This window comes from Paraburkholderia sp. XV (assembly GCF_020177535.1).
Lineage (GTDB): Bacteria > Pseudomonadota > Gammaproteobacteria > Burkholderiales > Burkholderiaceae > Paraburkholderia > Paraburkholderia caribensis.
The window spans coordinates 1-14,410 of the sequence record NZ_JAGUUD010000162.1 but is presented as its reverse complement, the minus strand read 5'-3'; the positions used below and the strand labels follow the sequence as shown (position 1 = coordinate 14,410).

At 62.2% G+C, this 14,410-nt stretch carries 11 protein-coding genes; all 11 read right to left on the bottom strand.

Going from position 1 to position 14,410, the window contains the following annotated elements:
- Positions 1-166: 166 nt before the first annotated feature.
- Positions 167-1,354, bottom strand: a complete 1,188-nt coding sequence (alr, locus tag KFO72_RS38525) for an alanine racemase (protein ID WP_225034278.1) — start codon at positions 1,352-1,354, stop codon at positions 167-169.
- 20 nt (positions 1,355-1,374) lie between these two features.
- Complete coding sequence (locus KFO72_RS38520) at positions 1,375-3,225, bottom strand: hydantoinase B/oxoprolinase family protein (protein WP_225034277.1); 1,851 nt, start codon at positions 3,223-3,225, stop codon at positions 1,375-1,377.
- On the bottom strand, positions 3,222-5,345 hold the full coding sequence (locus tag KFO72_RS38515) for a hydantoinase/oxoprolinase family protein (protein WP_225034276.1): 2,124 nt from the start codon (positions 5,343-5,345) through the stop codon (positions 3,222-3,224). Before KFO72_RS38515 ends, KFO72_RS38520 begins: the two co-directional genes overlap by 4 nt.
- 33 nt (positions 5,346-5,378) lie before the next feature.
- Positions 5,379-6,548, bottom strand: coding sequence for a porin (locus KFO72_RS38510; protein WP_225034275.1), 1,170 nt, complete (start codon positions 6,546-6,548; stop codon positions 5,379-5,381).
- 139 nt (positions 6,549-6,687) lie between these two features.
- The gene (locus tag KFO72_RS38505; protein ID WP_225034274.1) at positions 6,688-7,521 is read right to left on the bottom strand and encodes an ABC transporter ATP-binding protein; all 834 of its coding nucleotides are present in this window, start codon (positions 7,519-7,521) and stop codon (positions 6,688-6,690) included.
- A complete protein-coding gene (locus KFO72_RS38500) occupies positions 7,511-8,353 on the bottom strand; it encodes an ATP-binding cassette domain-containing protein (protein ID WP_225034273.1) in 843 nt (280 codons plus the stop codon). The genes KFO72_RS38505 and KFO72_RS38500 overlap by 11 nt, the downstream gene beginning before the upstream one ends.
- On the bottom strand, positions 8,350-9,321 hold the full coding sequence (locus KFO72_RS38495; protein ID WP_225034272.1) for an ABC transporter permease: 972 nt from the start codon (positions 9,319-9,321) through the stop codon (positions 8,350-8,352). The genes KFO72_RS38500 and KFO72_RS38495 overlap by 4 nt, the downstream gene beginning before the upstream one ends.
- Positions 9,318-10,253, bottom strand: a complete 936-nt coding sequence (locus KFO72_RS38490; protein ID WP_225034271.1) for an ABC transporter permease — start codon at positions 10,251-10,253, stop codon at positions 9,318-9,320. Before KFO72_RS38490 ends, KFO72_RS38495 begins: the two co-directional genes overlap by 4 nt.
- Positions 10,254-10,260: 7 nt before the next feature.
- Positions 10,261-11,826 carry an ABC transporter substrate-binding protein gene (locus tag KFO72_RS38485; protein ID WP_225034270.1) on the bottom strand — a complete coding sequence of 522 codons (1,566 nt, stop codon included), beginning with the start codon at positions 11,824-11,826 and terminating at the stop codon, positions 10,261-10,263.
- A gap of 145 nt (positions 11,827-11,971) precedes the next feature.
- Positions 11,972-12,643: an isochorismatase family cysteine hydrolase gene (locus KFO72_RS38480; RefSeq protein WP_225034269.1), complete on the bottom strand. Its 672-nt coding sequence runs from the start codon at positions 12,641-12,643 to the stop codon at positions 11,972-11,974.
- A 205-nt stretch (positions 12,644-12,848) separates the two neighbouring features.
- Positions 12,849-14,410 (bottom strand): LacI family DNA-binding transcriptional regulator (locus KFO72_RS38475; RefSeq protein WP_225034268.1); only part of this gene is annotated, 1,562 nt, incomplete at its 5' end.

Here is a 14,410-nt window from a genome sequence, read left to right as displayed (position 1 = left end):
TGAGTCCATCCGTGCTTCGAACTCATCGCCGCAAAACGGTCATTGGTATTTCGCTCCCCGATACCGGCCGGTCGTCAACACGCACTCCCGACCCACTGCAGACGGTCGCGCGGTCGGGCATCCAAGTGCAGGTTCCAAAGCATAACGGCCATTCGAGTCAGTTTGATCACGGACGGGCACTTGGATCATTGCCCGGCAGGTCCGTCACTTCGGCGTCAACGTGAGGCAAGCTTCGAGCTAACCGCGGGATCAACTCCATGACCGGCAGTCGCAGCGTTTCCGCCATCTCGTCGATCGTGATCGAATGGTCGCCGTCCTGACCCAGCAAGGTGACGACACTTCCCGTCTTGGCCTGCGCAATTTCAGTGATATCGACCACGGTATGCTGAAAAGAACGGCGCCCGAGAATGTACGCAGACTGTCCGTGCACCAGCACGCGGCCAAGCGGCGGCGCATGATTCAGCCCATCCCAGAAACCGATCGGCACCACGCCGATGCGTACACCGCGTTCGAGCCGGATCGGCTCCGCGTAGCCGATCCCAAGCACGGATCCAGCCGGATGCTCCTGAACATGGATGATGCGGCCTCGAACAGCCCGCAACATCGGCCGAAGCGGCGCGCGGGCCATCCAGCCGCCATCGAGCGCACCGTAGAGAAGCCGTCCGGGATCGACCGCCTGATAGGCGAGATGCGGATGCGCAAGCATGACGCGCGAACTCGCCAGCATCGTCGTCACGTTGTCGAATCCCGCCGTGCGCGCGTCGGCCAGCGCGGCATCGAACACGCCGGCCTGCTGGCGCGTCACGTCATCGCTCTCCGGCGAACTCAGATGCGTGTAGACACCTTTGAGCCGCACTGTCGATTGATCGCGCAGTGCTTCGAACGCCGCCTGCCATTGCGAGGGCAGAAAGCCGAAGCGCCCGAAGCCCGGATCGATCTCAAGAAAGGCATCGACGGCCACGCCGGCATCGATGAACGCATGCAGGCTATCGTGGCTTTGGATCGTCACCGTCAGGCCGAGCGCGGCGACCTGCGCCGCATCCTCCGGCAAGGTCGAGGCGAACAGCAGAATCTCGCTATCGATGCCGGCATTGCGAATCGCGATGCCCTCTTCCGGACTGCCGACGCAAAAACCATCGACGCCCGCCTGCGCCGCGAGGCACGCTACGTTCGCCGCACCGAAACCGAATCCGTCGCCCTTGCAGACGAAGTAGATTTTCGTGGCGCGTCCCACCTGTTCGCGCGCGACGGCCAGATTCGCCGCAATAGCGCCGTAGTCGAGTTCGGCCCAGCTGGGGCGCAGCAGGCGCACACGTTGCGAGTCGAGGACCGGCTTGAGGATGGAAGCAGACATGGCAAAACGCTCCATTGCGGTCAGAGTTTGCCGATAGTCGCGGCATCGGCACCCGTCGAATGCATGAACAGCGCCTCCTGTTTCGCGACGCGCTCCGGCACGGATAGCGTCTGGAGACTTGCACGCAGTCGGGCCGTGCGCTGCCCGTCGACTTCCCGCGCGCCGCCTTCGAACACGACGCCGTACACGTCGCGCGCCATCTGCTCCGTGATGCGATCATCCAGCACGTCCTCACGCACGGCTTCCGGTTCGCGCATCAACGGATCGCCTTGACCCGCGCCGCCCGCCGCGATATGGCAAAAACGGTCGCCCTTGAGAAGCGCGGTCACGGTGCCAGGCATGGTCGGCAGTAACGTGCTTTGACCATCGCGCGTCAGCAGATTGAGCGACGGCGAACCACTCAGCCCGCCATGCGAACCCGACGGCCGATGCGCGCGCCGATCCGAGCGCAGTCCGAGCAGCGCATGGTCGCTGCGCAATTCATACGAGCGGCGCATTGCTAGCCCGCCGCGATGGCGGCCAGCGCCGCCTGAGTCGGTGACGAACCCGTACTCGGTGATCTTGAGCGGCAGACGTGCCTCGATCAGTTCGACGGGCTGATTCGACAGATTGCCAAGCGGATTCGCAATGCCTTCGCAGCCGTCATTGCGACCGCCGCCCCAGCTGCCGAGCACGCCGTCGGTGATCAGCCAGTTGCCGCCCTGCGCGCCACTCTCACCATCCGGGTTGCGCCCGGAAATCGACACGACCGACGGGCCGCCCTCGCCCAGCGCCGGAATCGTATCCGGCACGACCTGCGCGAACGCGCCCTGCAGCACGTCGAACATCCGGTAGGCGATAATGCCGCGCGCCGCACACGCAGCCGGTTCCACCGGATTCACAATGGACCCGCTTTCCGCGTACACCTCCACAGGTCGCGAGAAACCTTCGCAGTTCGGCACATCGACGCCGATTGCGCAGCGCACCGCCGCATACGCGACCGATTGCGTCGTCGCGAACGGGCCGTTGATCGCGCCCTGCACCTGCGCGTCGGTGCCTGTCCAGTCGATGCGAATCAAGTCGTCCGCCACCGTCACCTTGACGCGAAACGCGATCGGCACGGGCGTATCGCCCAGGCCGTCGATGAAATCCTCGTAACGGTATTCACCATTTGGCATCGTGCCGATGGCCTGGCGCGTCAGACGCTCCGCGTAATCATGCAACGCTTCGACCAGCCGCCCGAAACCATCCGCACCGTATTTGCCGAGCAACTGCATCAGCCCGCGCTCGCCGGCCTTGCACGAGGCCACCTGCGCACGCAGATCGCCACGCAACTGGCCCGGCATGCGCGAATTCGTTTCCAGCAGCGTGACCAGCGCGTCGTTGACAACGCCCGCATCGCACAGCTTCATCAGCGGAATCCGCAAGCCCTCCTGATAGATTTCCGTCGCGCCTATCGCCATGCTGCCCGGCGCCATGCCGCCGATATCGGCGTGATGGACGATGGTTGCGACATAGCCTTCGATACGCGCTTCGTAAAACACCGGCTGAATCAGATACACGTCCGGCAAATGCATGCCACCCGACGTGTAGGGGTCGTTCATGATGTAGATGTCGCCGGGCTTGCCGATTGTGCCGAAACGGCGCACCACGTTGTCCATCGCAGCCGGAAACGCGCCGAGGTGAATCGGCAAGGTCAGGCCCTGCGCGATCACCCGGCCCGCGCGGTCGAACACCGCGGTGGAGAAGTCCATCGAATCGCGCACAATGGGCGAATACGCCGTCCGTAACACGACGAGCGCCATCTCGTCGGCAATCGAGCCGAGCGCGTTCTTGACGATTTCGAGCGTGATGGCGTCGGTGCCCGCCGAAGCGGCCTGCCGGGTAGTCATGCGGAGTGCTCCAGAAACGTAATGACGATGTTCTCGTGGGCATCGACGCGCGCGCCAGCATGCGGCGGCACGACACAGGTCGAGTCGTATTCTTCGACGATCAACGGGCCGGTCATCGGCGCGGCGCGCAGATCGGCACGCGAGATCACTGGCGTGTCGATGAAGCCGTGGGTCTTGCCGAAATAGGCCCGGCGCCGCACCGGCGCGCGCGCCCCCGATGAACCCGCGCGGCTGCCGCCCGCGCGATGCGCGTCGTAGGCGCGGTCTTTCTGCGAGCGCAGCGAACCGACCGCGCGCAGATTGACGAGTTCGATGACCTCGTCGGCGGATGCATGGCCGTAGGTGCGTTCATGTTCTGCATGAAACGCGGAGGCGATGAGCGCAATGTCGAGCGGCTGGCCGGCACACCATTCGATCGGCACAGTCAGTTCGTAGGCCTGACCCGTGTAGCGCAAATCGAGCGCGCAGGTCACGGCGATATCGTCGAACGCATGACCCTCGGCCTTCATATCCGCCGTGGCACGCGCCACCAGGTCTTCGAGCGTTTTGCCCAATTGCACCGCGGCCGCATGATCGAGGCGGAAGAACATCGTCTGCAAGAACTCATGTTGCGTCGACGAGAACAGCAGACCGAGTGCGCTGAACACACCGGGGCTTGGCGGCACGATGACCGTCTTCATATCGAGCAATCCCGCAATTGCATGAACGATGACAGGACCATTGCCGCCGAAAGCAAACAACGCAAATTCACGCGGATCGCGCCCACGATATGTCGATACGGCTTTTACCGCGCGCGTCATCGTGGAGGCCGCGATCGAGAAAACCCCATAAGCGGCTTCGTACAGATCGGTTTGCGTCGGCTCGGCGATCTGCGTACGCATGGCCTCGAGCGACTTCTGCTGGTTGATGCGCAACTCGCCGCCGGCAAGGAACGCCGGATTCAGATAGCCAAGCGTGAGCACGGCGTCCGTGAGCGTCGGGATCGTGCCGCCTGCGTCGTAGCACACGGGCCCCGGCACCGAGCCCGCCGAATCCGGCCCGACCTTGACGAGGCCGCCTGCGTCGATACGCACCAGACTTCCGCCGCCCGCGCCGATCTCCGACACATCGATGAACGGCAACTTGACCGCGTGACCGCCACCCTTGACGAGCTTGCTGCTGACGTTGATGCCCGCGCCAACCTCGTATTCCGTCGTGCGCGCGGGTTCGCCCTTCTCGATGATCGCCGCCTTCGCCGTGGTTCCCCCCATGTCCACCGTGATGCAATCGGCGTACCCCGAGGCCTCGGCAACCGACGCGCCCGCAATCACGCCGGCCGCCGGCCCGGACTCGATAATCGTGGCCGGTTTCTGCATGACCATGGCCGCGCTCATCACGCCGCCATTCGAATGCATGATCTGCACGGGACCCGTCATGCCGATGCCGCGCAGCTTGTCGATCAGCGAATGCAGATAACTGACCACTACCGGCCCGAGATACGCGTTGACGACGGTGGTGCTGGTGCGTTCGTATTCGCGGATCTCCGGCAGGATTTCGTGCGAGCAGGTCAGATAGACCGCGTCGCTCAACACGCCGCGCAGCAGATCGCGGATGCGGATCTCGTGTTCAGGATTCGCGTACGCATGAATCAGACTGATCGCTACCGCTTCGATATTCTCGCTGGCGATACGTCGCGCGATATCCAGCACCTGCGCGTCGTCGAGCGGTGTGTCGATCGAACCATCGGCGAGCAACCGTTCGTCGACTTCATAACGATGCCGGCGTTTCGCAAGCGGCTCCGGTTTCTGATACGCGAGGTTGTAGAGCATCGGTACGCGCAGGCGGCCGATCTCGACCACGTCGCGAAAACCGCGCGTGGTGATCAGCGCCGTGCGTGCGCCTTTGCCTTCGAGCACGGTATTCGTGGCGATAGTGGTTGCATGAACCAACTCGGTGATCTGGCGCGGTTGCGCGTCGAGCGACGCCAGCAATGCCTGCAAGCCCGCAACGATCGCGATGCCATAATCCTGCGGCGTGGACGAAACCTTCCTCGTATGGATCACGCCGTCATCCCCGATCACGACGATATCGGTGAACGTTCCGCCGATATCGACACCGGCCCGGTAAAGTCTTTCAGTCATTACACACCTTGCTTGTTAGTCGATGCAGTGCTGTTAGAACTTGTGCACGAGGCCGACGCTGACCACGGTCTGGTTCTGTCCCGAAGACGGCAACATGGTCTGGATCTGCGAGGCCAGCATGCCGTTCGAAGTCGCCGGCAACGGTCCGCCTGTGGGTCGCGGAAAACCTCCACCCGCCGCACACAGATAAATCACTTCGGTATAGATGGAGGTCCGCTTGGAAAGGAATTTGTCGACCAGCAGATTGACCTGATGCCAGTGCACCTGCGTGGGTCCGTTCGGACCGCCGGTGATGTCGTCGCTCGTGTACGTGTAGGCCATGCCGAAGAACAGCGTCGGATCGAGCGTGAAGCGCGCATTCGCTTCGTAGTTGTTGAAGCGATAGTTGATGCCGCTCGTCAGCGTCGTGCCTACGTTGTTGTAGATCGCGTTGCTGTACATCAGGCTCAGCTTGGCCGGTCCGATCACATACGACGCGCCGACGCCCGCAATCTGTTCGCGTTTGGACGTGATCGGCGCATCGCAGCAAGTGATCGCACCGTTCGTGTTGACGTTCGCCGTGGTGTTCACTCCAGGTTCGTCATAGAGCGAATACGCCGCCGCAATCGAAAAAGCGCCCTGCGAATAGATGCCGCCTACCGACCACATGCGATTGTTCGCAAACGCGCCGGCCGCGTTGCTGAACGCGTACATGGCCGTGCCGGTGAAACCTCTTAAGTTCGGCGAGACGTATTTGATCGAGTTATTGACGCGCAGATAGTCGTCGGTATTGTCGTTGTCGTACGGATGCGAAAACATCACGCCGCCCCACGCACCGTTGGACGTCATCGTCTGCAAGGTGCCGACGATCGCGTCGTACTGCCGCCCGAATGTGAGCGTGCCGTAGTCCGGATTCGAAAAGCCCACGAAGGCCTGGCGGCCGAACATGCGGTTGTTCTGACCGAGCGCGCCGTTGACCGGGTTAAATCCGTTCTCCAGCGTGAAGATCGCTTTGGTGTTGCCGCCGAGGTCTTCGGCGCCTCGCAGCCCCCAGCGGCTGCCGTACTCGCCGTTACCGGTCAACTGCACCGCGCTATGGCCGCCCTGATTCGACGAGTACGTGATGGCCTCGTTGATGATCCCGTACAGCGTGACCGAGCTTTGCGCATGAACGAGACCGCTTCCGCCCAGCAGCGCCGCCAGGATGAATATCTTTTCCCTCACCGCCTCTTCTCCAAACAAGGAATCGCGACACCCCGGTCGGCTAGCGATTGATTGATGATAGCAAATGAATCGATTCACCATAGGTTCAAAAAAATATCCCAAAGTGGGCCGGCTCACTGCTTGACCCGGATCTTCTTCTCTACTGCGAGGAGCGCCCCTCCTCCAGTCGGCGGATGCCATTCGGTATAGCCGCCAGCAACTCCGTCGTGTAGCGCTCGCGTGGTTCGAACAGCACCTGATCCACGGCACCCGCTTCAACCACCCGTCCTTCGCGCATGACCACCACCCGGTGGCACAACTCGCCGACGAGCGCCAGATCGTGGCTGATCACGATCAGCGAAACACCGGCGCTTCGATGAAGATCGCGCAGCAACCGGATGATCTCCGCCTGGATCGAAACGTCGAGCGCGGAGGTGGGTTCATCGGCAACCACCAGTTCGGGACGGCGCGCGAGCGCCCGCGCGATGCCCACACGCTGGCGCTGACCGCCCGACAATTGATGCGGATAGCGCGCCAGCACGAATGCCGGCAAACGCACCATGTCGAGCAGTTCACGCACGGGGACACCTTCGCTGCCGATCGCCTCCGTCAGCGTCGTGTCGATCGTCTTGCGCGGGTTCAGCGAATTCGTCGTGCTCTGGAACACCATCTGCACACGCTGACGAAACGTCGCATTCTGCGCGCGGGTCATTGTGTTCAACGCGTTGCCCCTGAAACAGATCGAGCCGGTGGTCGGCACGGTGAGACCGACCATCATGCGCGCGACAGTCGATTTGCCGCTGCCGCTCTCGCCGACGATGGCGAGCGATTCACCCTTCTCCACTTCGAGCGTCACGTCCGACACGGCATGAAAGCGGCGCCGGTTCAACATGCGCTCCAGCGGGGAACGCGCCAGCGCATAAGACTTACCGACCTCCCGCAGCGCGAAGATCGATTGCGCGGTCAGGGCGGTGTTTGGCACGTTAGCGGACATCGCGTGGCTCCTTGGATTGATGACGGCCCGCAGCAGGCACAACCGGCAAACGCGGAATGCTCGCGATCAGATGCCGCGTGTATTCGTGCGCAGGCCGCAGGAAGATGTCCTCCACCGGCCCAGCCTCGACCACGGAGCCCTGTTTGAGCACTACGGCGCGCGAACACAGTTCCGCCATCAGATCGAGGTTGTGCGTGATGAACACGAGGCCGAGATCCATCTCGTCCACTAGCGTTCGCAGCAGTTCGACGATCTGCGCCTGCACGGTCACGTCGAGCGCAGTGGTGGGTTCGTCTGCGAGCAGCAGCGCCGGCTCACAGACAATCGCGGCGGCAATCATCGCGCGCTGCTTCATGCCGCCGCTCAGTTCGTGCGGATATGCGCGCTCCGTGGTGCGCGGATCTTTAAATCCGACACGCGCAAGCACGGCATGCACTTCATCGCGTATCGCGCGGCCGCGCAGCGGACGGTGAGCGCGGATCACGTCGGCGAGTTGCGCGCCGATCGTGAAGGCGGGGTTAAGCGCCGTCGCCGGATCCTGAAAGATCATGGAGATGCGCCGGCCGCGCAATGTCCGCATACGCGCCTCGGACGCACGGCCCAGGTCTTCGCCATCGAACACGATCCGGCCGCCGCTAATGCACCCCGCGTTGCCGAGCAAGCCGAGCACCGCAAGTGAGGCGACGCTCTTGCCCGAACCCGATTCACCGACGAGACCCACCGCTTCGCCGCGTCCAACCTGCAAATCGAGCCCATGCAAGACTTCCGTCTGCGTCTTGCCTGAACCGAAGCTGACACGCAGGTTTTCAATCGACAGCAGCGCTTCGTTCATAGCGACGCTCCCGGCACATTGGACGCTTGCGCATTCCGCCGCCGTGGATCGAGGACCGTGCGCATCGAGTCGCCGAACAGATTGAAGGCGAGCACGCTGACGAACACCGCCGCGCCCGGAAACACCGATACCCACCAGTTGTCGGTGAAGATCAGTGCGCGCGCGTCGGAGAGCATCGCACCCCAGCTCGGCGTCGGCGGTTGCACGCCGAGTCCGATGAAACTCAGCGACGCTTCCACGATGATCGTCACGCCGAGCAGCAATGTTGCCTGGATCAGCACTGGCGAGATGATATTGGGCAGAACATCGGACAGCATGATGCGCACGCCGCTCGCGCCTTGCAGAACCCGCGCCGCGACGTACTCCGCTTGCGACTCGGTCTTCGCAAGACTATGAGTGAGCCGCGCGAGACCTGGCGCGTACAGCACGCCGATCAGCAGCACCAGCTTGGTTTCGTTCGAAATGGCGAGCATGCCGACATGTAACGTGTCAGTGCCCGTAATGCCGACCAGTGCAATCGCCCAGATCATTAGCGGAATCGACGCGAGCACTTCCATTACTTTCATCAGTGTTTCGTCGAGCCACGAGCCAGCCTTATAGCCCGCGACGATGCCGATGCCCGTGCCGAGCACGAGGCCGATCGCCACCGCGCACAGTCCGATGGACAGCGACGCGCGAGCGCCCCAGATCGTGCGGCTCAGAATGTCGCGGCCCACCTGGTCGGTCCCGAGCCAGAACGCCGCGCCCGGTGCTGCCAGGCGATGTTCGATATCGAGTTGCAGTGGATCTTTCAAAGGCAGCCATGGCGCGCACAGCGCGACCACGACCAGCAGCACGATCGTCACAAGACCGATTGCACCCGCCGGTTCGTGCATCAACGCGCGCAACAGGCGGCCGGCCGATGCGAGCCATGTGCCGAGCGCCGACGGTTTGCGTTGCACGTTGGATAGAGATGAATCAGCCATCATGTCCGGTTCGCCTTCGGGTCGAGATAACCATGCAATACGTCGGCGCACGTGTTCGACGCGATGAAGATCGTCGTGATCACGAGCACGATGGCCTGCACGGTCGGATAGTCGCGCTGGAAAATCGCCGTGAGCAACGCACGCGAGACGCCCGGCAAATTGAAAATCTGCTCCACGATCAGCGCCCAGCCGAACATGTAGCCGTAACTCATCGCGGCCGTCCCCACCAGCGATGGCAACGCGTTCTTCAGCGCATACAGGCGGATACGCGATGGCGACAACCCGAGCGCTCTGGCTGTCCGCACATAATCCTGCGAAAGGGCGTCGACCATGTTCGCGCGCACCAGACGGCTCAGCACGGAGATGTAGTAGACCGACATCGTCAGTACGGGCAACACGAGCGCGAGCAGATGCGACGCCATGCCGTCCGACCAGGGCGTGAGACCGCCCACCGGGAATAAGCCGGTCTTCAAGGCGACATAGCGGATCAACAGCAACCCCAGCCAGAATGACGGCACCGACAAGCCGACGATCGCTGCGGCTCGCAGCAGATGGTCCGTGCCGCTGTTCTCCTTCAATGCCGCCACCGTACCGAGCACGATCGACACCACGATCGTGAACACGAACGACAGCGTGACGAGTTCGACGGTATTCGGCAACGTGTCGGCGATTTGCGGTCCGATGGGGTTGCCGGTCGCATACGACTTGCCGAAGTCGAGCGCGAGCGCACCGTTCAGCCACCGGCCGTATTGCACGGCGACCGGCCAGTCGAGTCCGTATTGATGATTGAACGCGGCAATCTGTTCGACGCTGGCGTCGCTGCCCAAGGTCAGGCGCGCAGGCGACACGGGTGTCGCGCGGCACATCGCGAACAGCAGCGCACTCACCACCAGCAGCACGAGCACAGAGGAAAACAGCCTCGAAACGGCTTTCATATCGACCTCATGCCTTCGCGAGATAAACGTTGTCGAGCTTCAGTGAGAAACCCGTATTCACCTGGAAATCCTTGACGTTGCTGCGCCAGAGGTTCTGCACTTCCAGCGCGCCGATCCAGATGGCCGGACAATCGCGCGCCAGCACCTGCTGGATTTTCGCGAGGATCGGTTTGAGCGCGGGGGGATCTTCGACGAGATAGCTGTCGTCGATCAGCTTCAGCAGTTCGGCACTCTCGTAGCCGCTCGCTTTCCAGAGACTTTCGCCTGGCCTGAAGAGCGCGTTGAGCAGATAGGTCGGCTCCGGTGGCGCGATGAAACCCGTCAACGCCGCCGCATGATTGCCGACCAGCACCTGCGAGATCATCTGTCCGAAATCGAGCGGACGCAGATTCACGCGCACGCCCAGCGATGCCAGTTGCGCCTGAATGAAAAGCGCCGTCGCCGATGTATCGATCAGATACGCAGGCTGCACATACAGCAGATCGAACGATGCACCGCTCGCGTACTTCGAGCTTTTCAACACCGCTCGCGCCTGGTCCAGATTGAATGCAAGACTCGCGGCTGAGTTCGCGTCGTACCATGAAGACTCCGGCGCAAACGGCATGCTGCTCGCTTTGACCGCGCCGTAGCACAGATCCCGACAGACCTTGGACCGGTCGAGCACCAGCGATACCGCACGGCGAAACGCCGGATCGTCGAACGGCGCCTTGCGATTGTTCAGACACATCATCAGCGGACTGGTCGGCGACGGACGGCTGTCGCCCGCGAGACGCGCCGAAGTGCGGATCTGCGCGAACGTCTGCGCGGGCGGCGCACTGATGATCTGCGTCTGGTCCGACATCAGCGACGCAAGTCGCGACGACTCTTCCGGGATGATGCGGAACACGATCTTGTCCCAATGCGGCTCGCCCTTGCTCCAGTAAGCCGGATTGCGCTTCAGCTCGACAAAATCGTTCGCCTTCGACTGCACGAAAATGGCAGGCCCGGTGCCGACGCCGATCGGTGTCCGCTTGAAGTAGTCGGCGGGATGTTGCTCACGGCTGTCTGCCGGAAAAATACCCATGTACTTCGACATGTAGTCGAGCAACGGCCGGTAAGGGCGCTTGAGGCGGATCACGGCGGTGTGCGCACCCGGTGCGCTGACCGATTCGATCACGGTCCAGAATGGACGGCGGAATGCCTTGTTCGCGGGATTCAGCACGTAGTCGAAGCTGTATTTCACGTCGGCGGATGTGAATGGCTGACCGTTCTGAAAACTCACACCGCGCTGCAGATCGAATGTGTACGTCAGTTTGTCCGGCGATATCGTCCATGCGCGCGCCAGTTGCGGCACCCGCTGACCCCGTGCGTCGATGCCAACCAGATTTTCGAAGACCAGCTGGTTGATCGCCATCACGTCGTGATTCGGCTGGTTGATGGGATCGAGCGTTTGCGGATTGCTCGGAATGGCGACCGACAGCACGCCTGCCTCGGACGCGAAGACGCGCCCCTCGAATGCGAATGGCAGGGAAAGCCCCGCGATGCCCGCGGCGCCCGCACGAAGCACTTGTCGTCGCCTGCTGCTGAAAGTCATGAAATCCTCTGCTTTTTTCAATGCCGCCCAGTTCGCCATTTTTTTCGTGAATCGATTCACAGACAATAGAGACGTTGGCTCGACGAGTCAACTTGTAAAAAATATCGGAAACCCTGGCTGACGGCTCAGGAGGCGCTGTACTGACCTAGGCGAGCAGCAACGAGGCATCGGCGAGCGACAGCACCGTCGCACGCGATTCGAATGCCGTGGAAAAGAGATGATCGTGGACGACCTGATCCGGGTCGTAACAGCAATCCTTGACGGTGTACAGTCGAAAGTCCGCGTCGCTCCCATGGGCGATCGACGACAGCACGACACCCGTCGATGCGATGCCGGCCATGATCAACGTGTCGATACCCTGCGCGGAAAGCCGCGCCTGCAGATCGGTGCCGAAGAACACGCTCACACGATGCCCGATGATGAGCGGCTCGTTGGGCCGCTGGCCGAGCTCCGGTGCGATTTTGTCGTTGATGAAAAGCCCGAGTTGCTTGAGCCCCTGGCCGTTCTTGTTCAGTGGACTGACTTCCGGATACCCCGGACTGAACTGAATTTTGGCGAAATAGACGCTGACGCCTTTGGCCCGCGCGGCATCGCACAAGCTGCGCGTGTTGGCGAGCAGCGTGGGCGCAACCGATGGAAAGAGCCCCAGGATATCGGTCTGATAGTGCATCACGACCAGCGCCGTTTGCGCCGGCACGATTGCCGGCAGCGGCGCACCCGCATTCTGCGCGGACGCAGTGGTGATCCCGCCGTCGCCGCAGCCATCGAGACCGAGCCCAGTCGCCATCGCGCCTGCCAGTGCGCCCGCTGCTTTCATAAACCGTCGACGGCCACGTTGGCCGCCGTCCTCGCTGTTGTTCCGCCTCGACTGTAACCCGCTTTCCCTTTCACCCATATCATGACCTCGAATTCGGTGAATCGATTCATTTACAATACGTACGCAATGTCCGTGGCGAAAAATCCAGTGTCAAGTCACCTTGCGGCCGGGACAAACCCTAGGGATCAAACCGAGCCGAATCCAGCTAGCGCTTTCTGCGGCGCAGCTGGCTGGGAGGCGCGCCGCATGACTCGCGCACGATCATCCGCATGGGATGTTTGGAGCGGCGGATGCCGGACGGCACACAGCCGTCGATCAACTGCAACATCATGTCCGCTGCTTCGCGGCCGACGTCGCGCGGGTTTTGCGTCACCACGGTTAATGCCGGCGACGCGATTCCGGAGTACTCGTGCTCGCCGATGGAAATCACCGACAGGTCCGCCGGAATCGACAGCCCGATTTCCCTTACGACTTCAAGCACGATGGCCACGTCGTTGAGCGTGGCGATGATCGCGGAAGGCGGTTGCGCAGCGCTAAGCAGCGCGCGGCAGACGTCCTTGTTGAACGCGCTGGTACGCAGCACGAGCGAGGGATCGGGCGCGATGCCCGCCGCCTCGCATGCGGCTTGGTAGCCGCGCACCATCTCGCGACCCACCCAGGTGTTTTCGTGACCGGCCACGAGCGCAATGGAGCGATGGCCGAGCGTTGCAAGATAGCGCACGGCCTGACGGCAGCCATCGGCGTGATCGGTCAGCACCGAATTGAATTCACCCTGAGCGTCGCGCTCCCACAGCACGACGGGCATATTCAGCGTGTGCAGGAAGTTGAAATAGGAAGGCGTCTCGTCGTCGGAAATCGCCCCGATGAATCCGTCGATGCGGCGCTGCTTGAGGCTCGACAGGATCGCTCGTTCACGCTCGAGATCGTAGTGGGAATTGGCGATCAGAATCTCGAACCCACGTGCCCGTAGACGCTCTTCGGCCGCGCTTACCATCTGCGCAGCGGTGTGCTGAGTGATGTCGGAAATCAGACAGCCAATCGCACTGGAGCTTCCTTTGCGCATGCTGCGCGCCACCACGTTCGGCACGAAATTGAGTTCAGAGACCGCGGCGCGCACCGCTTCCTGAATGGCGGGCGCCACATTCTCGCGGCCGTTCAGCACACGCGACACCGAGCCAACCGACACCTTCGCGAGACGCGCGACGTCCTGCACGGTGGGTGATCCCTGCGGAGATTTACGGCTGCGCAACGCAGGCTGAACGGGTTTATTAGCTCTATCTTTGGGCATAACGGAAGGCGAAAGCGTCGTCGGCCGATTCTCAATGAATCGATGCATCGGGCCGATTATAGTGCGTCCCGGCTTCGACTTATGTCGGCGCGGCTCTGCGGCGCGCTCCGGCCGCCGCCCATGCAGACGGAAAACAATCGCGAGGCCCGACCATCGAGCGCCAACGTTTACGGCGATGTGTTCGGCGGTTGGAGCATGTCGCACGTCGGTATCGCCGCATCCGACAGAAGTCGGTCCAGGCTGTGTGGAAACCTGATGGAATTCCAATGCGATGTATGACCGCTGACCGGAGCGGCGCGTTTGACTGCCTTCGCGGTCATCACGGCGACGACGAGGAAGTAATCCTCTGAGATGCATTTGGGACGAGTTTAAGGGCTTTGTTTCAGTATCTACGGGGGGCTCTGTCACGTTGGCGAGGTGGTCGCGTAAGATGTCGCGATGAAGAAGACAAAATCGCTCTATCACGGCCATCGGTTCCC